Source organism: Bradyrhizobium sp. KB893862 SZCCT0404, assembly GCF_018130885.1.
In the GTDB taxonomy this organism is placed as follows: Bacteria; Pseudomonadota; Alphaproteobacteria; order Rhizobiales; family Xanthobacteraceae; genus Bradyrhizobium; species Bradyrhizobium stylosanthis.
In genome coordinates this window covers 1,207,431-1,226,741 of sequence record NZ_JAFCLT010000001.1, presented here as the reverse complement: position 1 = coordinate 1,226,741, position 19,311 = coordinate 1,207,431, and the positions used below count along the sequence as shown (strand labels likewise).

General features: G+C 65.5%; 20 protein-coding genes. 9 read left to right on the top strand and 11 right to left on the bottom strand.

Annotated features, from left to right (window positions below; translation table 11 throughout):
• Positions 1-29 precede the first annotated feature (29 nt).
• A complete protein-coding gene (locus JQ617_RS06140) occupies positions 30-431 on the bottom strand; it encodes a DUF3597 domain-containing protein (protein WP_212025164.1) in 402 nt (133 codons plus the stop codon).
• Positions 432-765: 334 nt separating this feature from the next.
• Here JQ617_RS06140 and JQ617_RS06135 point away from each other — a divergent pair, with 334 nt between their 5' ends.
• Both JQ617_RS06135 and JQ617_RS06130 read left to right on the top strand, forming a co-directional pair.
• The gene (locus JQ617_RS06135; RefSeq protein WP_212025162.1) at positions 766-1,674 is read left to right on the top strand and encodes a DUF2189 domain-containing protein; all 909 of its coding nucleotides are present in this window, start codon (positions 766-768) and stop codon (positions 1,672-1,674) included.
• Positions 1,675-1,803: 129 nt separating this feature from the next.
• A complete protein-coding gene (locus JQ617_RS06130; protein ID WP_212025160.1) occupies positions 1,804-2,628 on the top strand; it encodes a lytic murein transglycosylase in 825 nt (274 codons plus the stop codon).
• 63 nt (positions 2,629-2,691) lie between these two features.
• Here the strand turns inward: JQ617_RS06130 and JQ617_RS06125 are convergent, their stop codons facing one another.
• Positions 2,692-3,018, bottom strand: coding sequence for a hypothetical protein (locus JQ617_RS06125; protein WP_212025977.1), 327 nt, complete (start codon positions 3,016-3,018; stop codon positions 2,692-2,694).
• Positions 3,019-3,646: 628 nt separating this feature from the next.
• Between JQ617_RS06125 and JQ617_RS06120 the strand changes: the two genes are divergently transcribed.
• The 5 genes from JQ617_RS06120 (at position 3,647) to JQ617_RS06100 (ending at position 7,440) form a co-directional block, all read left to right on the top strand.
• Complete coding sequence (locus JQ617_RS06120) at positions 3,647-3,799, top strand: DUF1127 domain-containing protein (RefSeq protein WP_007590701.1); 153 nt, start codon at positions 3,647-3,649, stop codon at positions 3,797-3,799.
• Between the two features lie 127 nt (positions 3,800-3,926).
• On the top strand, positions 3,927-5,354 hold the full coding sequence (gene trmFO, locus JQ617_RS06115) for a methylenetetrahydrofolate--tRNA-(uracil(54)-C(5))-methyltransferase (FADH(2)-oxidizing) TrmFO (RefSeq protein ID WP_212025158.1): 1,428 nt from the start codon (positions 3,927-3,929) through the stop codon (positions 5,352-5,354).
• Between the two features lie 7 nt (positions 5,355-5,361).
• On the top strand, positions 5,362-6,456 hold the full coding sequence (locus tag JQ617_RS06110; protein WP_212025156.1) for a serine/threonine protein kinase: 1,095 nt from the start codon (positions 5,362-5,364) through the stop codon (positions 6,454-6,456).
• 92 nt (positions 6,457-6,548) lie between these two features.
• A complete protein-coding gene (locus tag JQ617_RS06105; RefSeq protein ID WP_212025154.1) occupies positions 6,549-7,136 on the top strand; it encodes a CAP domain-containing protein in 588 nt (195 codons plus the stop codon).
• Positions 7,137-7,179: 43 nt separating this feature from the next.
• The gene (locus tag JQ617_RS06100; RefSeq protein ID WP_249156661.1) at positions 7,180-7,440 is read left to right on the top strand and encodes a cell wall-binding protein; all 261 of its coding nucleotides are present in this window, start codon (positions 7,180-7,182) and stop codon (positions 7,438-7,440) included.
• A 61-nt stretch (positions 7,441-7,501) separates the two neighbouring features.
• Here the strand turns inward: JQ617_RS06100 and JQ617_RS06095 are convergent, their stop codons facing one another.
• The 4 genes from JQ617_RS06095 to JQ617_RS06080 all read right to left on the bottom strand — a co-directional run bounded on the left by JQ617_RS06095 (position 7,502) and on the right by JQ617_RS06080 (position 12,071).
• The gene (locus JQ617_RS06095; protein WP_212025152.1) at positions 7,502-8,833 is read right to left on the bottom strand and encodes an MFS transporter; all 1,332 of its coding nucleotides are present in this window, start codon (positions 8,831-8,833) and stop codon (positions 7,502-7,504) included.
• Between the two features lie 40 nt (positions 8,834-8,873).
• Entirely contained in the window at positions 8,874-9,815 is a 942-nt protein-coding gene (locus JQ617_RS06090) for a hydroxymethylglutaryl-CoA lyase (RefSeq protein ID WP_212025150.1), read from the bottom strand.
• Entirely contained in the window at positions 9,812-11,005 is a 1,194-nt protein-coding gene (locus JQ617_RS06085; protein WP_212025148.1) for a CaiB/BaiF CoA transferase family protein, read from the bottom strand. The genes JQ617_RS06090 and JQ617_RS06085 overlap by 4 nt, the downstream gene beginning before the upstream one ends.
• Before the next feature lie 106 nt (positions 11,006-11,111).
• The gene (locus JQ617_RS06080) at positions 11,112-12,071 is read right to left on the bottom strand and encodes a LysR family transcriptional regulator (RefSeq protein ID WP_212025146.1); all 960 of its coding nucleotides are present in this window, start codon (positions 12,069-12,071) and stop codon (positions 11,112-11,114) included.
• 207 nt (positions 12,072-12,278) lie between these two features.
• Between JQ617_RS06080 and JQ617_RS06075 the strand changes: the two genes are divergently transcribed.
• A complete protein-coding gene (locus tag JQ617_RS06075) occupies positions 12,279-13,460 on the top strand; it encodes an aminotransferase class V-fold PLP-dependent enzyme (RefSeq protein ID WP_212025144.1) in 1,182 nt (393 codons plus the stop codon).
• Positions 13,461-13,523: 63 nt separating this feature from the next.
• On the opposite strand, the gene JQ617_RS06070 is transcribed toward JQ617_RS06075, so the two are convergent.
• Entirely contained in the window at positions 13,524-13,985 is a 462-nt protein-coding gene (locus tag JQ617_RS06070; RefSeq protein ID WP_212025142.1) for a cupin domain-containing protein, read from the bottom strand.
• A gap of 126 nt (positions 13,986-14,111) precedes the next feature.
• Here JQ617_RS06070 and JQ617_RS06065 point away from each other — a divergent pair, with 126 nt between their 5' ends.
• A complete protein-coding gene (locus JQ617_RS06065; RefSeq protein WP_212025140.1) occupies positions 14,112-15,662 on the top strand; it encodes a winged helix-turn-helix domain-containing tetratricopeptide repeat protein in 1,551 nt (516 codons plus the stop codon).
• Positions 15,663-15,693: 31 nt separating this feature from the next.
• Here the strand turns inward: JQ617_RS06065 and JQ617_RS06060 are convergent, their stop codons facing one another.
• From JQ617_RS06060 to secF, 4 genes are read right to left on the bottom strand one after another with little or no spacing between them, the layout of a single operon-like run.
• A complete protein-coding gene (locus JQ617_RS06060; protein ID WP_212025138.1) occupies positions 15,694-16,938 on the bottom strand; it encodes a threonine ammonia-lyase in 1,245 nt (414 codons plus the stop codon).
• 45 nt (positions 16,939-16,983) lie between these two features.
• Positions 16,984-17,847 carry a phytoene/squalene synthase family protein gene (locus tag JQ617_RS06055; protein ID WP_212025136.1) on the bottom strand — a complete coding sequence of 288 codons (864 nt, stop codon included), beginning with the start codon at positions 17,845-17,847 and terminating at the stop codon, positions 16,984-16,986.
• Complete coding sequence (locus JQ617_RS06050; RefSeq protein WP_063683332.1) at positions 17,844-18,227, bottom strand: Mth938-like domain-containing protein; 384 nt, start codon at positions 18,225-18,227, stop codon at positions 17,844-17,846. Before JQ617_RS06050 ends, JQ617_RS06055 begins: the two co-directional genes overlap by 4 nt.
• Positions 18,228-18,287: 60 nt before the next feature.
• Positions 18,288-19,307, bottom strand: a complete 1,020-nt coding sequence (gene secF / locus JQ617_RS06045; protein WP_212025134.1) for a protein translocase subunit SecF — start codon at positions 19,305-19,307, stop codon at positions 18,288-18,290.
• Positions 19,308-19,311 lie beyond the last annotated feature (4 nt).

Genomic DNA, 19,311 nt, shown 5'->3' with positions numbered 1-19,311 from the left:
GGCGGGCCCTTCGACGACCTAGGGATCGGTCAGTGCTTGATCTCGGGCGGCAACTTGCCGCCATTGGCGGCGAGCTTGGACATCACCTGCTTGTGCAGCCAGACGTTCATGCTGGCCGAGTCGTTCATGTCGCCGGTATAGCCGAGCTCCTTGGCGAGGTCCTTGCGCGCGGCAAGGCTGGAATCGATGTCGAGCGCCTTCATGAGATCGACGATCGAGGTGCGCCATTCCAGCTTCTCGCCCTTGTGCGCGGCGACCGCCTTGTCGACGATGGCGGCGACGTCGACGGCTGCCATGGGCGCACCTGCCGGCGCCGATGCGCCCGGCGCGGTCCCTGCGGGGGCACTACCCGGGGCTGCGCCACCGGCGGGCGCGGCGGAAGCCGGCTGGCTGCCGAAGATCGCGCTCATGATTTTTCCAAAAATGCTCATGTCTGCTCCCCGAAAAGGATCCGTTGGAAGGGCCTGGAGTGGCCACTTATAGACGAAGTTACTGCGTTGCGCTCGCGTTCTGCGAACCGGCAAGCAGCATGAGCTTATCTGCGGCGAAATGACGACCGAATGACATTCGTCGAAGTTGCACTGCGGCATCGAATTTCACCCAAGCGTGAGGGACAGGACTCGGAATTGGGAGTAGCCTTTGCGCTCAACTCGCGATCCCCTCCGGAATTCGCGTCTGGTTGGAATCGCGAAACTCAGAGAAGAGCGGCCGCTTGCGCCGTTTGCCGGCGTCGCGTGCGGCTGCCCGGCAAGGGAGCTAGCGACCATGGCCACACTCTACCAGGGCAATGTCCCCACCATGGCCCAGCCCGCGGATGCGGCTGGACCTGTCATTCGAACCATCCAACTGTCCGACCTGCACGAGGTGCTCCGGCGCGGCTGGGAGGATTTCAAGGCGGTTCCGAGCCACGCCATCATCCTGTGCGTGATCTATCCGGTGCTGGGCCTCGTGATCGCCCGCGTGGCGATGGGCTATTCGGTATTGCCGCTGCTGTTTCCGCTGGCCGCGGGCTTCGCCCTGATCGGCCCGTTCGCAGCGCTCGGCCTCTACGAGCTTTCCAGCCGGCGCGAACGCTATGAGGAGGCCAGCGCCTGGGATGCCATGGAGGTGCTGCGCTCGCCGTCGTTCGGCGCCATGCTCGGCCTCGGCACGCTGCTGCTCGCGCTGTTCGTGACCTGGGTTGCGACCGCGCAGGCGATCTACGTCGCGGCCTTCGGCTATGAGGGCGTGACCGGGATCTCGGACTTCGTCACGCGCGTGCTGACGACCCGGCAGGGCTGGTGGCTGATCGTGGTCGGCTGCGGTGCAGGCTTCCTGTTCGCGCTCGCCGCGCTCTGCATCAGCGCCGTGTCGTTCCCCCTGATGCTCGACCGCCATGCCGGCGCGTTCGAGGCAATGGTCACCTCGCTCCGCGTCGTCGCGAAGAACCCGGTGCCGATGGCGGCCTGGGGCGTGATCGTGGCGGTGCTGCTCGCGCTCGGCACGATCCCGGCGTTCCTCGGCCTCGCCGTCGTCATCCCCCTGCTCGGCCACGCCACCTGGCATCTCTACCGCAAGGTGATCGCGTCCGATCCCGGCGCGCGGCCCGTACCGCCCCCGCCGCATCGTCCGCGCAAGCCGGCCGCCGACTTCCCGGCCAATCTGTTCCCCTGGCGTAACAGGACAGACGCCTAACGATCGCGTGACATCCGGTCCTGCCCGGCTCCGGGCAGGATCGGGCCTCGTCAGACGCCTTGCTTTGGCCGCGGTTCCGACCGAGATTACGTGGCCGGTCAGATCACTTCACGGAATCCATTTCATCTGATGACCCCGACGATTTCTCGTCTCGCTCTCGCAGCCCTCGCCCTCTCCGCATCCATCCTGTCCGCCCAGCCAGCGCTTGCCGCTGTGTCCTGCGGCTCGGGCAATTTCGACGCCTGGCTTGCGGACTTCAAAACCGACGCCGCCGCCAAGGGCATCTCGCAGCAGGCCATCGCCGCGGGGCTTGCAGGCGTGACCCTCGACGAGAGCGTGCTCAAGCGCGACCGCTCGCAAAAGGTCTTCACCCAGACCTTCGAGGAGTTTTCCGGCCGCATGGTGCCGCCACGCATGACGCGCGGCTCCAACATGATGAAGCAATACGGCTCGGTGCTGTCGCGCATCGAGCAGACCTACGGCGTGCCCGGCGAAGTGCTGGTCGCGATCTGGGGACTGGAGACCGATTTCGGCGTCAACACCGGCAAGTTCGCCACCATCCGCTCGCTGGCGACGCTGGCCTATGACTGCCGGCGCGCCGAGCAGTTTCGCGGCGAGCTGATGGATGCGCTGCGCATCGTCCAGCGCGGCGACCTCGCGCCGGCCGACATGAAGGGCGCATGGGCCGGCGAGCTCGGCCAGACCCAGTTCATGCCTTCGTCATGGATGAAATACGCCGTCGATTTCGACGGCAACGGCAAGCGCGACCTGCTGCACAACGCACCCGACGTGCTGGCCTCGACCGCCAATTATCTCGCCGGCTATGGCTGGCAGAAGGGCAAGGACTGGCAGCCGGGCGGCCCGAACTTCGCGGTGCTCCAGCAGTGGAACAAGAGCGAGGTCTACTCCAAGACCGTCGCCTATTTCGCCGCTCAGCTGGCGCGCGCTCCCTAAAGACGACAATCGGCAAAAAGCGTAGGGCCGACCGCCAGGCGACCGGCCCTCTCTTGGGTGCGTTTACTTGCCCATGGTGGCGTGCATCGCCTTGTTCAGGTGCGCTCCGCACACACCCATTTTGCCGTTGAGCAGCGCGTCCTGCGCCGCCGCGATCTCCTTCTGTGCGACGAACTTGCTGTCGCCGTCGGGCATGGCCTCGATCGCGGTCTCCGTCTTCTCCAGATTGGCCCCGCTGCAACCGCCCATGGCATGCTTGGCGGCCTGGGCCGGCGCGACGGCGAATGCGACGGCGGCAATTGCGATAACCCCGAGTAACTTCGTCATGATGTTACTTTCCTTCTTTTGTTCTTGGGCCAGAACCAGCGACATTGCCGGAATCTGCGGCATGACTTTCCCCGGTTGCGGCAACTTGCCGCAATAAATTCCCCGCGAGAATTGCGTGATGTTGCGCGCCGCGCAGAGCGCGTATGCGGAACTTCTGATTTTCATTACAACTTCGTAACCCGACAACGCACGCATGGCGTGTGTGCGCCGCACCAAAGAAGCAAATGCGCCCGGTCTGAGAGATGGGCGAACGGCATCGGCCCAAGCCGGCGCTCTGCAAGGCTCCGCTCGCCCTTTTGCCAGCTCAAGCCTGGCGCAAGCATCCAATGATATGAATTTATATTCAATTATATGACGGCCGCTTTCATGCGATTCTCGCATGCGAGACTTGGGCTTACAGGCTGCCCCGTTGTCTTGCGGATCACGAAAACGCGACCTATTTCAAGCATCGACGGAACCGCGGGATCTGCCATAAACCCGTGATTTCACGGTAATTTATTGCACTAAGCGAGGCCGGCCGCCCAGCGATTGAGCGGGCCTGCCGAGAGGTTAATCGGCTATTACCAGTGCTATGCGTCAGTCGCTTAGCTGCGTCGCAACATCGGAACTTTCGCACTGCACCACTCTCACCTATATTCATTTCAACGATGACGCCTAGGCAAAGGCTGAATCGAACTACAGGAGACTACCAATGCTGCTCTCGCTCATCCGCATGATCCAGGCCTTCCGGGACTATCAGCGCAATGTTGCCGAGCTGTCCCAGCTCAGCGATCGCGAACTGGCCGACATCGGCCTCGATCGCTCGGACATCCCGCGCGTTGCTGCCGGCCAGTATCAGGGCTGATATCGTTCAGCCCTTCACCGGAACGGACCGATAGCGCCCGCCTCGTGCGGGCGTTGTCGTTTCCGGAGGCAGAAAACTCGATCTCGGCGATTCCACTCCTCGCCGAAAAGCGCTACCTGTCCGCCCCATGACAGGATCCCATTCAAATCGTGTACACGTGATCGGTGCCGGCCTTGCCGGTTCCGAAGCCGCCTGGCAGGTCGCCAAATCGGGCGTGCCCGTGGTGCTGCACGAGATGCGGCCGACCCGCATGACCGAGGCGCACCGCACCGACGGGCTCGCCGAGCTCGTCTGCTCCAACTCCTTCCGCTCGGACGACGCCGCCAACAACGCCGTCGGCCTGCTGCATGCGGAGATGCGCCGTCTCGACTCGCTGATCATGCGCGCGGCCGACGCCAATCAGGTGCCCGCCGGCGGCGCCCTTGCCGTCGACCGCGACGGCTTCTCGGCGGCCGTTACCAAGGCGTTGAACGAGCATCCCCTGATCGAGATCGCCCGCGGCGAGGTCGCAGGCCTGCCGCCGGCCGACTGGGACAATGTGATCGTTGCCACCGGCCCCCTCACCTCGGCGCCGCTCGCCGACGCCATCCGCGAGCTGACCGACGAGAACGCGCTCGCCTTCTTCGATGCGATCGCGCCGATCGTGCATCGCGAATCCATCGACATGTCGGTGGCCTGGTTTCAGTCGCGCTACGACAAGGTCGGCCCCGGCGGCACCGGCGCCGACTACATCAACTGCCCCATGACCAAGGAGCAGTATGACGGCTTCGTCGCCGCGCTGATCGCCGGCGAGAAGACCGAGTTCAAGGAGTGGGAGACCAACACGCCCTATTTCGACGGCTGCCTGCCGATCGAGGTGATGGCGGAGCGCGGCCCCGAAACGCTGCGCCACGGCCCGATGAAGCCGGTCGGCCTCACCAATCCGCACGATCCCACCACGAAAGCCTACGCGATCGTCCAACTGCGCCAGGACAACAAGCTCGGCACGCTCTACAACATCGTCGGCTTCCAGACCAAGCTGAAGTACGGCGAGCAGCAGCGCATCTTCCGCACCATTCCCGGGCTGGAGAAGGCCGAGTTCGCCCGCCTCGGCGGCCTGCATCGCAACACCTTCCTGAATTCGCCAAAACTGCTCGACGGCCAGTTGCGCCTGCGCGCGCAGCCGCGGCTGCGCTTCGCCGGCCAGATGACGGGCTGCGAGGGCTATGTGGAATCCGCGAGCGTCGGCCTGATTGCCGGCCTCTATGCGGCAGCCGATGCGCGCGGCGAGACGCTTGCGAACCCGCCGAACACGACCGCGCTCGGATCCCTGCTCGGCCACATCACCGGCGGCCATATCGAGACGATCGAGCCTGGCACGCGCTCGTTCCAGCCGATGAACATCAATTTCGGACTGTTCCCGCCGCTCGCGAGCGCGCCGACGAAGAAGCCCGACGGCACGCGCCTGCGCGGCAACGAGAAGACGGTGGCCAAGAAGCAGGCGATGAGCGCGCTGGCGCTTGCCGATCTCGATCGCTGGATCGCCGATCACCTGCGCATCGCTGCCGCTGCGTGAGCTGACAATGAGCCTCCCCAAAGACGACGCCGCGGAGCTTTCGGCGCGCTGGACCGAGGGCGTGCTGCTCAAGCGCGACGTGTTCTCGACCGTCGAGCGCGGCCGCTTCCGCGCCGACACCGGCGAGGTCGACGCCGTGCTGCGCCGGCTGGATGAAGTGCCGTGGTGGTCATTCCCTCTGGCGCGCCATCTGTTCGCCCGCGAGAAGCATGCGCTGGCCCTCGCCAAGGGCCTCGATGTCGGTCCCGAGCTGCTGTGGGCCGGACGCCGCGCGCTGGTGCGCGGCTTCGTCGACGGCGTCGCGCTGCACCTGGCAAAGCCCCATGGCGACCTCGCCTATTTCCGCTCGGCCAAGGCGGCGCTGCGGCGGCTGCGCCGCGCCGGCATCTGCCACAATGACCTCGCCAAGGAGCAGAACTGGCTGGTCGGCCGCGACGGCCGCGCCTATGTGACGGACTTCCAGCTTGCCGCGTGCTTTGCGCGGCGCGGCCGCCTCTATCGCATCCTGGCCTACGAAGATCTCCGCCACCTGCTCAAGCACAAGCGCTCCTACGCCCCTGAGGCGCTGACGCCGCGCGAGCGAAAGATCCTGGCGAAGAAGTCGTTTGCCGCCAGCCTGTGGCTTGCCACGGGCAAGAAGGTCTATCGCGCGATCACGCGCGGCCTGTTCAATTTCACCGACCGCGAGGGCGGCGGCCGCCGGCTCGTCAACGATGCGCCGGTGCTGGCCGAGCTGATCCGCAAGAACCCGGCGGTGCGCGACACCGCCATCGTCGCCTTCGCCGACCGGCGCTCCGGCGTCGGCCTCTATGCCTTCGTCGAAGCCGATCAGGCCACGCTCGAGGGCCAGCTTCGCAGCGAGCTATCGGCGGCCAAGGGCCCCAAGCCGCCGGAGCATATCCAGGTGGTGCACGCGCTGCCGCGCGATGCCGGCGGCAAGCCGCGCACCGAGATCCTGCAGCTGGTCGCGATGAACCAGCTCGACCTGATCGAGCCGATGATGAAAAACGACCAGGACCGCGCCTTCCTCAAGGACATCCTGGAGCAGCGCAAGAACCTGCGCGACCGCTTCAATTTCGAGGCCGATCTGCCGGCCGGCTAGCGCCGCCCGCGCCATGAAGCCTCCACAATAGCGATAGAGAAGCGGTCGGATCATTCGGACTTGGCGGGGTCATGGGTACTGGGGGGACGGTAATGCATCGTGTGGTTGGCGCCCTCGTCGCCAGCCTCCTGCTGCTCTCGGCTGCCCCGGCGACGGCCGATTCCGCGGCCGAGCTGATCTCCAGCTTCCGCCTCAAGCACGGCGAAGTCCGCGTCGTCCGCGATTCAACGCTCGACCGCATCGCCATGGACCAGGCCCGCGCGATGGCGGCGAAGGACGATCTCAGCCACGATGCGCTCGGCCCGTTCAACCGGCGCGTCGCCCCGGCCGGCGCAGGCCGCGCCGCCGAGAACATCGCCTACGGTTACGACAATTTCGAGAAGACGCTGGGCCAGTGGATCGACTCCTCCGGGCACCGCAAGAACCTGTTGCTGCATAACGCCTCCCGCGTCGGCGTCGCCAGCGCCAGGAACGCCAGCGGCAAGCGCACCTATTGGGCCATGGTGATCGCCGGCGATTACGAGCCCAAAGGCAAGGGCAAAGGTAAAGGCAAGGGCAACAAGGACGCGGAGCCGCTGGTCGCGGTGAAGCGCGATGCCGCGCCCGCCAGCAAGCCCAAATCCGAGTCCAAGCCCAAATCCAGCAGCTGCCATATCAAGCTGCTCAGCCTCTGCATCTGAGCTGGCCGTCGCAGACGACCAGACACGAAAGAGCGCATCGCCCATGGACGACCTTCGCTCGGCGTACGAACGGAAGGTGCAGACGCTCGCCGAAATGGCCATGGATATGCGGCGCCGGGGCCTTGAGGCCGAGACCATTGCGAGAGCGGTCCATGCCGAGCGCCTCGCGATCGCCAAGGCGTTCAAGGACCTCACGCCGGAGCCGCTCAGGACAAGAATTCGGGCGCGAACGATTGCCCAATACGGCAAATCCGGCCGGGCCCTCCATCGACTTTCTCCGCGCGGCCGGGAAGAGCTGGGATGACATCATCGACAGCGCATCCCGGCCCGGTTCATTGCCTGACTGAGACGAACGGGTCGCGCCCTTACCGGATCGGCTCGGCCAGATCCTTGGCCTTGAGATCTCGTGGAAGCACCGTCAACACCAGGACGGCGCAGAGCAGGCACAGGCCCCCGATCACATAGAGCGCCGGCGTCGTGCTGCCGGTCATATCCTTGACCGACCCGACCATGATCGGGCTGACGATACCGCCGACCTGCCCCAGCGTGTTGATGAGCGCGATCCCGCTCGCCGCGCCCGCACCGGTCAGGATCTTCGGAGGCAGCGTCCAGAACGTCGGGATGGCCGCAACGACGCCGGCGCCGAGGATGGCAAGCGAACCGACCAGCGTGACGACATTCCGGTCGAACGCGCCCGAGGCAAAGAAGCCCACCGCCGCAGCCAGCACCAGGCCGGCGACGAATTTCGGTCGCTCGCCCGACGCGTCCGACAAGCGTCCGACGATGATCATGCAGATCGCCCCGCAGATGTAGGGCACGGCGGTCAGGAAGCCGATTGCAGCCGCGCTGCCTCCGCCGGCCGCCTTGATCAGATCGGGCGCCCAGAAGTTGAGGCCGTAGGACGCGATCTGGATCAGGAAGTAGATGAAGCCGAGCAGCAGCACGCCGGGCATGAGCAGCGAGCGCCATGCCGAATGCTCGCCGATCTCGCTGTTCTGGCGATCCAGCTGGACCGAGATCAGCCGCCGCTCGTCGTCGTTCAGCCATTCGGCCTGCGCGATCCCGTCGTCGAAACGCAGCAGCACGACGAAGCCGAGGGCGACGCAGGGAATGCCGCCGGCCAGGAACAGCCATTGCCAGCCCGCAAGACCGTGCAGCCCGTTCAGATAGTTGAGGATGAGGCCGGAGATCGGCGCGCCGACGATCCCGGAGAACGCCGTCGCAAGAAAGAACACGGACGTCATGCGGCCGCGATGCGACTTCGGAAACCAGAGCGTCAGATAGTAGAGAATGCCCGGCGCGAAACCGGCTTCCATAGCGCCGATCACGAAGCGCAGTGCGTAGAATTGCCATTCGCTGCGGACGAAGATCATGGCCGCCGTCGCCAGTCCCCAGGAGATCATGATGCGGGCGATCCAGCGCCGTGCGCCGAAGCGATAGAGCAGCATGTTGCTCGGCACTTCCAGCAGGACATAACCGACGACGAACAGGCTGGCGCCAAATCCGTAGGCGGTGTTGCTCAGCCCGAGATCGGTCTGGAGTGCGGTTTTGGCAAAGCTGATATTGACGCGGTCGAAGAACGCGAAGAAGTAGCAGATGATGATCAGCGGCATCAGCCGCCAGGCGATCTTCCTGATGACCTGCTGCTCCGTCAGTCCAGCGTCGAGGTCGGCGGTGGCCGCCGTCGCAATCGTCATGGTTTCCTCCAATTTTGCTTTGAGATTTGTTGGCGGCCGTTCAGCCCGAGCGCCGCAAACGATCGGGTATGGGATGCAGATCGAGGGGACGGCCGGCCTTGGCGACCTGCCCCGGCACCTCATGTCCAACCAGCCCGGGGAGCCGGAACGACAGATCAATCAAGCGCTGCAGATCGAGACCGGTCCGCAAGCCGATCTCGTGACAGAGATTGACGAGGTCTTCGGTGCAGACATTGCCTGTCGCGCCCGGCGCAAACGGACATCCCCCGAGGCCCCCCAGTGCGGCGTCGAAGCGGCGCGCGCCGGTGTCATGGGCCGCGAGAACATTGACGAGCCCAAGGCCGCGCGTGTTGTGGAAGTGAAGCGTGAGCCTGTCCGCAGAAAGCAGCATCAAGGCCTCGGCCACCAGTTGCGAGACCTGATTGGGATTGGCCATGCCCGTGGTGTCCGCGAGCGTGATGCCGTCGGTGCCGAGGTCGAGATAGCGCTTGACGATGTCGAGCACCTTCTTGAACGGCTGCACGCCTTCGAACGGACAGCCGAACGCGGTCGCGACGGTGGCATTGACGAGGGCGTCACCGGCGTGCGCCGGCCTCACGATCTCGGCAAGCGAGGCCAGCGACTGCGCGTGCGTCATGTTCATGTTGGCGCGGTTGTGGGTCTCGCTGGCCGACATGACGAAATTGAGCTCGTCGGCACGTGCCGCCAGCGCCAGCTCTGCGCCTTTCCGGTTCGGGACCAGCGCCGTATAGATCGTGCCGGGCCGGCGCTCGATGCCGGCGAAGACATCCGCCGCGTCGCGCAGCGACGGGACCGCCGCCGGCGACACGAACGACGAGACTTCGATGCGGCCAAAGCCGATCGCGGACAGCGAGTTGACCAGCCGGATCTTGTCGCCGGTTTCGACCCACCTGGCTTCGATCTGAAGGCCGTCACGCGGAGCGACTTCCTGGATCAGGATATCCGGATGCGTTGCCATCATTGCACCGCTCCGCTGCGGCGCAGCTGCGCGATGTCGCCCGCCTGCAGGCCGAGGCCGGTCAGTACCTCGTCGGTGTGCTGTCCCAGCGTCGGGCCCGACCACCTGACCTCGCCAGGCGTCTCCGAGAGCTTTGGCGTAATACCCGGCATCTTGACGGTGACATCCCCCGGCAGCTCGGTCGGCAGGATCATCTCGCGGGCGGCGTAATGGGGATCGTCGACGATGTCGGCGACCGAATAGATCCGGCCCGCGGGGACGTCGGCCGCATCGAGACGCGCAAGGATCTCGTTCATCGTTCGCGCCGACGTCCACGTCGCGATCACGGCGTCGAGCATGTCGTTGCTGCGCACCCGTCCGTCGTTGCTGGCAAGTGACGGCTCGTCGGCCAGATCGGACCGGCCGACCACCTGCATCAGCCGCTTGAAGATTGCATCGCTGTTTCCGGCGATGACGACGTGGCGTCCGTCGGAGCTCGGATAGGTGTTGGAGGGACTGATGCCCGGCAGGGCCCCGCCGGTGCGGGTCCTGACATGCCCCATGAGATCGTATTCCGGGACAAGGCTTTCCATCAGATTGAACACGCTCTCGTAGAGCGAGACGTCGACGACCTGCCCTCGTCCCTGCCCGGTCTTGACGCGGAGCAGCGACATCAGCGCGCCGATCACGCCGTGAAGAGATGCAAGGCTGTCGCCGATGCTGATGCCGACCCGCGCCGGCGGGCTGTCCGGGTCGCCCGTGGTGAAACGCAACCCGCCCATGGCTTCGCCGATCGCGCCGAAACCGGAGCGATCGCGATAAGGGCCGGTTTGCCCGTAGCCGGAGATGCGCACCAGCGTGAGATCTGGGTTGAGCTTCGACAGCACATCCCAGCCGAGGCCGAGCTTCTCAAGGCTGCCCGGCTTGAAATTCTCGATCACGACATCGGCTTGTGCGGCCAGCCGCAGCGCGACGTCGCGACCATCAGGCGATTTCAGGTCGATCGCGATCGACTTCTTGTTGCGCGACTGCAGATACCACCAGAGCGAGGTGCCCTGATGCAGCTTGCGCCATCTGCGCAAGGGATCGCCGCTGCCCGGCTGCTCGATCTTGATGACGTCGGCGCCGAATTCGGCGAACAGCCGCGCGGCGAACGGCGCGGCGATCAATGTTCCGAGTTCGACGACCCGTATTCCGGATAATGGTCCGTCCATGTCTCGCGCTCCTCGATCGTCTTTGATCGAGGTGTCGCCGAGCTCACCGTCTCAAGTCCAATATCCTTTGATGAACACGCGTTCGCGGATGACGAACGACGTGGAGTCAGTGCGGCCTGCTGCCCGGCATCCGCAGATGGTCGAGCATCAATTGGCTGGTCGCCGACAGTCCCGCCGGATCCCTCGCCACCAGCACCAGCTCGCGGTCGGCCCAGTCGTCGCTCAGCTCGACGGCCGTCAGGTTCATGCCGTGACTGAGCACCTCGAACGCACGATCGGGAATGAGGCCGATGCCCATGCCGGCCTGCACCATCCGGCACACCGCATCGAAGCCCGGGACATGAACCCGCAGCCGGATCGACTTGCCGATCTGCTGCGCCGTGTATTGCGAGCGCAGATAGATCGAACTCGCCGCAAACAGGCCGACATGGTCGTAGTCGAGCGTATCGGCGAACGAAACCTCCCGGGCCGATGCAAGCGGATGGTCCGTGCGCACCACGATCACGAGGCGGTCCCGCCGGTACGAGAACCGATCCAGCCCGCGCGTCGACACATCCGCGGAGCAGATGCCGATTTCAGCCACGCCCTCCTCGACACCGCGAACGACATCCGCGCTGGGACGCTCCTGCAGGTCGAGGCGCACCAGTTCGTGCGAGCGGAAGAAGCCGGGCAGATCGTCGGGGAGGAACTCGACGATCGACGACAGATTGGCCAGCATCCGCACATGCCCGCGCACGCCGCGCGCATGCTCGGCCATGTCGACCGCGATCTTCTCGACATTGAGCAGCGTCACGCGCGCATGATGCAGCAACGACTCGCCGGCCGGCGTCAGCGCCATCCCGTTCGGATGCCGCTCGAACAGTGTGACCTCGAGAACCTCCTCCAGATCATTCATGCGCTTGCTGACGGCAGAGGGCGCGATCGCCTCGCGCTGCGAGGCACGCGTCAAATTGCCCTCTTCGCAGACGGCGATGAACAGCCTGAGCGTCGTGAGATCGATCCGCCTGGCGATGTTAATTCGGGGCGCGCCGCCGGTCGGGCGCGACGACTGCGTTTTCTCTTGCATGGGCGATGTTCCGATGCAGGAGAATATCGCGTTCGGAGCCGCCGGATTTCTCAAATTGCCGAGAGCGAGGCTGCTGAATTGGAATCACATACCAACCGCGCGCTCAATTCTGCTGATTTTTCCCAAGATTGGTGCTGTGGCCTCGGCCTTGCTCACGCGCGGCATCGCGCCTAATGCTGGCTGTGCAGCCAGCAGGCGGAGGTGACGTTGCTCGATCTCGACCAAATTCGTTCCGACACGCCGGCCGCCTCCAGGCGAGCATATCTCCACAATGCGGGCGCGGCCCTCATGCCCACCGTGGTCGCAGCCGCGATGAAAGAGCACATCGATCTGGAGAGCGAGATCGGAGGCTATGCCGCGTCCGACCGCGAGTCCGACCGGCTCGGCGCGGTCTACGGCTCCGTCGCCGCGCGTCTGCTGAATGCGTCTCCCGACGAGATCGCGCTCGTGGAAAACGCCACCGTCGCCTGGCAGATGGCGTTCTATTCGCTCTCGTTTCGCAAGGGCGACCGCATCCTGACCGCCGAGGCGGAATACGCCGCAAACTATGTTGCGTTCCTTCAGGTCGCCAAGCGCACGGGCGCGGTCATCGAAATCGTGCCCAGCGATGCCACCGGCGAGCTCGATGTCCAGGCGCTCGAGCGCATGATCGATGAGCGCGTCAAGCTGATCGCGATCACCTGGGTTCCGACCAATGGCGGGCTGGTCAATCCCGCGGCGGCAATCGGCAAGATCGCGCGGGCGCACGGCATCCCCTATCTGCTCGACGCCTGCCAGGCGGTCGGCCAGATGGAGGTGGATGTCGAAGCGATCGGCTGCGATATGCTGTCCGCCACGGGCCGCAAATTCCTGCGCGGCCCGCGCGGCACCGGATTCCTTTATGTCCGCCGGGCACTGATGCAACAGCTCGAGCCGCCGATGATCGACCATTTCGCGGCACCCTGGGTCTCGCGCAACGAATATCGACTGCGCGACGATGCGCGCCGCTTCGAGAACTGGGAGAACAATTACGCAGCCCGGCTCGGCCTCGGCGCGGCTGTCGACTATGCCCTCAAGATCGGCATTGGCCCGATCGCGCAGCGCTGCCGCCTGCTTGCCGGCCGGCTTCGCAGCGGCCTCGCCGGCATTCGCGGCGTCACCATTCGCGACCTTGGACGCACGCCGGGCGCGATCGTCAGCTTCACGATGGACGGGCACGAGGCGGAGGATATCGTCCGCAACGCCGCCGCGGCCGGCATCACAATCGGCGCGTCAGATCCTGCGAGCACCCGCATCGACGCCGAAATGCGCTCGTTGCCGAACGTCGTGCGGGCCTCGCCGCACTATTACAACACGGAGACCGAGATCGACCGGCTGATCGGTCATCTCGCGGATTTGGCGTCGCGGTAGCAAGAGCGGACCCGCATCGCCAGCCGCCTTCGGAGCCGCACGACCATCGCTCCGCCAAAGCCTTCAGGCTCGTGCCGTCAGCGCTGAGAGCTGGTCGGTATCGAAGCGAGCGCGGAGCTCGCTGATGGCCTTCGCATCTGGCGGTCCTTTTGCGGTGAGCTCGGCCAGCGCTTCGAAGTAATGTTCGTGTCCCGGAGGTGAGACGGTCATGAGGACGCGGGCGGGCTTCTCGCTGACGTTGGTGATGTTGTGGGGAACGCCGGGTGGAATGAAGAGGTAGGTTCCCGCTGCAGCCCGGACGACCTCATCCCCGACATGCCATTCGCACTCGCCTTCGAGCATGTAGAAGGTCTCTTCCTGCACACGATGAACGTGCCGGCCGGTGGCGAACCCCGCCGGAATCGTCCAGTCGAACATGCTGGTATGCCTGGTGTCCTCGCCGGTCACCAGGAACGCCATGGGTTGGCCGCGCAGCATCACCCCTTTGGTCTCGCCGGGCCTGCGGACGACGTATTTGGCGGTCATGTATCCCTCCCTGGCTTGCTGGAGCCTTCCTCACAGGTCCGCCATGGTGGTCGAGCCGGGCCGGAAAGTCGTGAAACGGCCCGGAAATCATTGCAAAAAACCTGCGAAATGTGCCCTTCTTGGGCGATGGCCGCGATCCTCGAATTCGGTCCCTTCCGCCTCGACGGTGACGCGGGGATCCTGTTCCACGGTGCCGAGCCGACTCCACTCGGCCAGCGCGCCGTGCTGCTGTTGGCCCTGCTCGTCCGGCGGGCTGGCGCGCCGGTGTCGAAAGATGCATTGATCGAGGCCGCCTGGCCCGCCCAGGCCGTCGAGGACAGCAATCTGACCGTCCAGATCGCGGCCGTGCGGCGCACGCTGGCGGACGTCTCCGGTGAGGCACATTGGATCGAAACGCTGCCGCGCCGCGGCTACCGCTATGTTGGTCCGGCTGCGACAACGTCCGATCCGGATCGCGCGCCCACCGCCGAGGCGCCATCGCTGACATTGCCCGACAGGCCATCGATCGCGGTGCTGCCCTTCACGAACCTGAGCGGCGATGCGGAGCAGGATTATTTTGCCGACGGGATGGTCGACGACATCATCACCGGCCTCTCGCGCATCAACTGGTTGTTCGTGATCGCGCGCAATTCCACCTTCACCTACAAGGGCCGGGCGGTGGACGTGAAACAGGTCGGCCGCGAACTTGGCGTACGCTATGTGCTGGAAGGCAGCGTTCGCAGGACCAGCACCCTGGTCCGCATTACCGGCCAGTTGATCGACGCGTCGACCGGGATGCATGTATGGGCCGAGCGGTATGACCGCCGGTCCGAAGACGTCTTCGCTCTCCAGGATGACATCGCTCTGTCCACCGTCGGCGCGATAGCGCCGAGCCTGCGGCGCGCCGAGATCAACAGGGTCCGGCGCAAGCGGCCCGACAACCTGGATGCCTATGACCTCGTCCTGCGCGCCCAACCGGACGTCGATTCCGGCATGCCGGATCAGGTCACCCGGGCACTCGTGCTGCTCGAACGTGCGATCGCACTCGAACCCGACTACGCGCTCGCGCACGGAAATGCCGCGATGTGCCATCACTGCCTGTTCCTTCGATCCGGTCTGCAGGACGTCAACCGCCAGGCCTCGATCCGCCACGCACGCTCGGCCATCGCCCACGGCCAGGATGATGCCCTGGCCCTCACCCTCGCGGGATTTTCGCTTGGCATGGACGGCCACGACCGCTCCGCAGCATTTGCAGCGCTCGATGCCGCGCTCGCCATCAGTCCATCCTCGGCGCTGACCTACATCCTCGGCAGTGTCATGTTCGGCTGGGGCGGAGACGCGGACCGCGCGATCGAATGGAGCGAACGTGGCATGCGGCTAAGCCCGTTCGATTCATGGGCTTTCGCCGCATTCGACGCGCAGGCTATGGGACATTTCCACCGCGGCCGATACGAGGAGGCAAGCCGCGCCGCCTACCGCTCGGTGCAGGCCAATCCTCGCCACAGCATCACCTATGTGCAGTTGACCGCAGCGCTCGCAAAGCTTGGACGATTGCAGGAGGCGAAAGCAGCAGCCGCGCGTGTGCTCGAGTTGCACCCGACGTTTCGCTACAGCCGTCAATTTCAGGGCGTCAACTGCGCGCCCGACCTCGCGGCCTCGCTCGGCGATGCCCTCCGCGCGGCCGGCCTTCCGGAGTAGCGAACCCCGGCCCGGCGTTTCAATACGTCTCTTACGTGCAGCGCGCGCTCAGCCCGGAGGCACTGAGTTTCGCCATGACCTCGTCGAGATGCGCGCTGTCGCGCGTCTCGATGACGAGCTGCAGAAGCGTTGCCTTGGCCGGCAGGTCGGAGAAGGTCCGCTGATGCGAGACCTCGATGATGTTGGCGCCGGCTTCGGCCAGCAGTGCCGCGACGGCCGCGAGTTGCCCGGGCCTGTCGGGAATGTCGAGCGAGAGCTGGGTCAGCCGTCCTTCGCGCGCGAGCTCGCGGGTGAGCACGGAGGCGATCAGCCGCGTGTCGATGTTGCCGCCGCTCAGGACGAGGCCGACCTTCTCGCCGGCAAAGCGGGAGGGATCGGACATCAGCGCGGCAAGGCCGGCGGCGCCGGCGCCCTCGACGACCGTCTTCTCGATCGAGATCAGGGTCGCGACCGCGCGCTCGAGCTCGGCTTCGTTGACCAGCGCGATGTCGTCGACCAGGCGGCGGACGATTTCGGTGGTGATCTTGCCCGGCGATTTCACCGCGATGCCTTCGGCCAAGGTGTCGCCGCGCGCCGGCAGATTGCCGTCATGGATGGCATTGTACATCGACGGATAGAGCCAGGCCTCGACGCCGAGGATCCGCAGCGACGGCTTGATCGACTTGGCGGCAATGGCGATGCCGCTGATCAGCCCGCCGCCGCCGATCGGGACGACCAGCGTGTCGAGCTCCGGCACGGCCTTGAGCATCTCGAGGCCAACGGTGCCCTGCCCCGCGATCACGAGCGGATCGTCGTAGGGATGAACGAAGATCATGCCGCGGGCTTCGCCGTGGCTCCGGGCAAAGGTGGCAGCCTCCTCCAGCGTCGTGCCCGTGACGACGACCTCCGCGCCGTGATGCCGGGTGTTCTCGACCTTCACCATGGGCGTGCCGACCGGCATCACGATGGTGGCGGGAATGCCGAGGCGCCTGGCGTGATAGGCGACGCCCTGCGCGTGATTGCCGGCGGACATCGCGATCACGCCCCGCGCGCGCTCCTCCGGCGTCAGCGCGTTCAGCCGATTGAGCGCACCGCGCTCCTTGAACGAGGACGTGAACTGGAGGTTTTCGAATTTCAGCCAGGTGTCGCAGCCGCAGATGCTGCTCAGCGTGCGGCTGTAGCTGCAGGGCGTCTCGACGACGGCGCCACGAATGGTCTCGGCGGCGGCATGAATGTCGGCGGGCGCGACCGGCAAGCCAGTGAGATCGGAAGACGTGCTTTGGGACAACTCAGCCATGGGACAGCATAGAGCATTTGCCCGGCCCGGGCGAGAAACCAAACGCTATTTGGTAAACTCCCGGGAACGTGAAGCACGCCAGAGCGTCCACAGCGTGCGCAGTCGCGACGGCGGCAGTAGCGCAAACGGATTGCGCCCGGGTTGCGTGAGGCGCTTGAGGTCGGCCTGCGCCTGGCTCAGCGGCAGGAACGCCGGCCGCACCGACGGCGGCACCTGCGCCAACAACGACACGGCCGTCGTCGCATGCTGGCGGGCTTCACCCGCAAGCTGCTCAAGCACCGCATGGAGATTGGGCGTCGCCTTGCCGGCGAACACATCTTCCATGCTGCAGCCGTGACTCTCCAGCACCTGCTGCGGCAGGAACAATTGCCGGTGCGCGGCATCGCGCGGCAGATTGGCGATCACCTGCACGATGCCCTGGGCGAGCCCGGCATGCCGCGCGAGATGATCAGCGGCATCTGGCGGCGCGCCCATGACCCGGCCAGCCAAACCCAACAATGCCGACGAGGTCGCTGCCAGATAGCCCTCCAGCGCGGTCAGCGTCGGCATCGGATCGTTGTAGAGATCGAACTGATGCTCGTCGGCGAGCAGCGACAGCGGCTCCACCGGCAGGTCGAAATCGCGGATCGCGCGCAGCAGCTCCGCCGCCACGGGATTGCCCTCGGCGCTGCCATGGACGTGGCCCGACAGCATGTCGGTCCACCATTGCAGACGGATCTCCCCAGGCAAGGGCTGGCTGACCTGGTCGCGGACGCGGACGATCTCGACGTTGAAGGCATAGAGCGCCAGCAGCGCGCGGCGCTCGGCGGCGGGCGCGAACAGGGTCGCGGCATAGCGCGGAAAATCGTGGCTGCGCACGAGATCGGCGCAGAACAAAACGCTGTCGGGCGGCGCGGCGGCGGCGCTCATGGCACGGCGATCAGCGCGGCAGCGACGCGGCGACGCTCACCGATCATGATGTTGTAGGTGCGCACGGCAGGGCCGGTCTGCATCGTGTCCAGCACCACCCTCACCGCCTTGAGCGCCTGGCGCAGTTCCGGCGGCGGCAGCCACAGGCCGGTTCCGGTGCCGACCAGGAGCGTGTCGATGCTGTTGGCGGCCGCGAACACCCGGTCCAGCGAATAGCGGTCGATCTTGGCAGGGTCGGTCACGTCCCAGGCCCAGATCGCGTCGGGCAGGCAGAGCAGCGATCCCCGATGCGACATGCCGGCAAAGGCGAAGCCGCCCTTGCCATAGGCATCGATCGGCGCCGAGCGCGGGAAATGCGGTGCGTTGGGATCGCCGGCCATCAGTTTCGTCCGAATGAGCTTACCGCCCCCGCAAACGCATGCGGGGGCCTGCAGTTCGGATCATGCCTTGTTTTTCTTCGCCGGCGGAGCGTCTTCTTTGGCATCCTCGCGGTGCTCGCCGACGCCGAGATAGATCAGGATCGGCGCCGCGATGAAGATCGAGGTGTAGGTGCCGACCAGCACCACGCCGAACATCATCACCGCCGTGAAGCTGTGGATGGCGTGGCCGCCGAACAGCAGCAGCGCGAGCAGCGCCAGCGTCACGGTGACGTGGGTGATGATCGAGCGCGACAGCGTCGAATTGATGGATTCGTTGAGCAGCTGCGGCATCGGCATCTTCTTGTACCGCCGCAGCATTTCGCGGATACGGTCGTAGATGACGACGGTGTCGTTGAGCGAATAGCCCAGGATGGTCAACAGCGCGGCGATACTGGTCAGGTCGAAATCGACCTGGCTGACCGACATGAAGCCGATCGTCAGCACGATGTCGTGCACGTTGGCAATCATGGCGCCCAGCGCGAACTGCCATTCGAACCGGAACCAGAGATAGATCAGGATCGCGATGATCGCGAGCATCAGGCCGATCATGCCGTAGGCCAGCAGCTCACCGGCGACGCGCGGTCCCAGCACCTCGGTTCGCTGAATGTCGACGCTGTCGCCGAGCGCGCCGCGAAGCTTCGCGAGGGCTGCCTGCTGTGCGGCGTCGCCGCCCGGCTGTTCCGCGACGCGGATCAGGACGTTCTCGGGGCCGCCGAACTGCTGCAGCTGGACTTCGCCGAGACCGAGGGCGTCGAGCGAGGTGCGCATCGCCGCGATGTCGGCGACGCCGGACTTCGCCTTCACCTCCAGCAGCGTACCGCCCTTGAAGTCGATACCGAGGTTCAGCCCATGGGTGAAGAACAGCGTGATCGCGAGGATCGACAGCGCGGCCGAGATCGGGAAGCTGATGCGGCGGAAGCGCGTGAAGTCGAAATGCGTATTGTCCGGGACGATGCGCAGCGACGGCAGCCAGCCGAAGGCCGCGACCACGGTGAGGATGGCAATGAGGACGCCGAGCCCGATGAGAACGGTGTGAGTCACGATC

Bases quoted from the DNA above. Each gene is read 5' to 3' on its own strand.
- JQ617_RS06140 (WP_212025164.1), bottom strand. From the start codon at position 431: ATGAGCATTTTTGGAAAAATCATGAGCGCGATCTTCGGCAGCCAGCCG.
- JQ617_RS06135 (WP_212025162.1), top strand. From the start codon at position 766: ATGGCCACACTCTACCAGGGCAATGTCCCCACCATGGCCCAGCCCGCG.
- JQ617_RS06130 (WP_212025160.1), top strand. From the start codon at position 1,804: ATGACCCCGACGATTTCTCGTCTCGCTCTCGCAGCCCTCGCCCTCTCC.
- JQ617_RS06125 (WP_212025977.1), bottom strand. From the start codon at position 3,018: ATGCCGCAGATTCCGGCAATGTCGCTGGTTCTGGCCCAAGAACAAAAG.
- JQ617_RS06120 (WP_007590701.1), top strand. From the start codon at position 3,647: ATGCTGCTCTCGCTCATCCGCATGATCCAGGCCTTCCGGGACTATCAG.
- trmFO (WP_212025158.1), top strand. From the start codon at position 3,927: ATGACAGGATCCCATTCAAATCGTGTACACGTGATCGGTGCCGGCCTT.
- JQ617_RS06110 (WP_212025156.1), top strand. From the start codon at position 5,362: ATGAGCCTCCCCAAAGACGACGCCGCGGAGCTTTCGGCGCGCTGGACC.
- JQ617_RS06105 (WP_212025154.1), top strand. From the start codon at position 6,549: ATGCATCGTGTGGTTGGCGCCCTCGTCGCCAGCCTCCTGCTGCTCTCG.
- JQ617_RS06100 (WP_249156661.1), top strand. From the start codon at position 7,180: ATGGACGACCTTCGCTCGGCGTACGAACGGAAGGTGCAGACGCTCGCC.
- JQ617_RS06095 (WP_212025152.1), bottom strand. From the start codon at position 8,833: ATGACGATTGCGACGGCGGCCACCGCCGACCTCGACGCTGGACTGACG.
- JQ617_RS06090 (WP_212025150.1), bottom strand. From the start codon at position 9,815: ATGATGGCAACGCATCCGGATATCCTGATCCAGGAAGTCGCTCCGCGT.
- JQ617_RS06085 (WP_212025148.1), bottom strand. From the start codon at position 11,005: ATGGACGGACCATTATCCGGAATACGGGTCGTCGAACTCGGAACATTG.
- JQ617_RS06080 (WP_212025146.1), bottom strand. From the start codon at position 12,071: ATGCAAGAGAAAACGCAGTCGTCGCGCCCGACCGGCGGCGCGCCCCGA.
- JQ617_RS06070 (WP_212025142.1), bottom strand. From the start codon at position 13,985: ATGACCGCCAAATACGTCGTCCGCAGGCCCGGCGAGACCAAAGGGGTG.
- JQ617_RS06065 (WP_212025140.1), top strand. From the start codon at position 14,112: ATGGCCGCGATCCTCGAATTCGGTCCCTTCCGCCTCGACGGTGACGCG.
- JQ617_RS06060 (WP_212025138.1), bottom strand. From the start codon at position 16,938: ATGGCTGAGTTGTCCCAAAGCACGTCTTCCGATCTCACTGGCTTGCCG.
- JQ617_RS06055 (WP_212025136.1), bottom strand. From the start codon at position 17,847: ATGAGCGCCGCCGCCGCGCCGCCCGACAGCGTTTTGTTCTGCGCCGAT.
- JQ617_RS06050 (WP_063683332.1), bottom strand. From the start codon at position 18,227: ATGGCCGGCGATCCCAACGCACCGCATTTCCCGCGCTCGGCGCCGATC.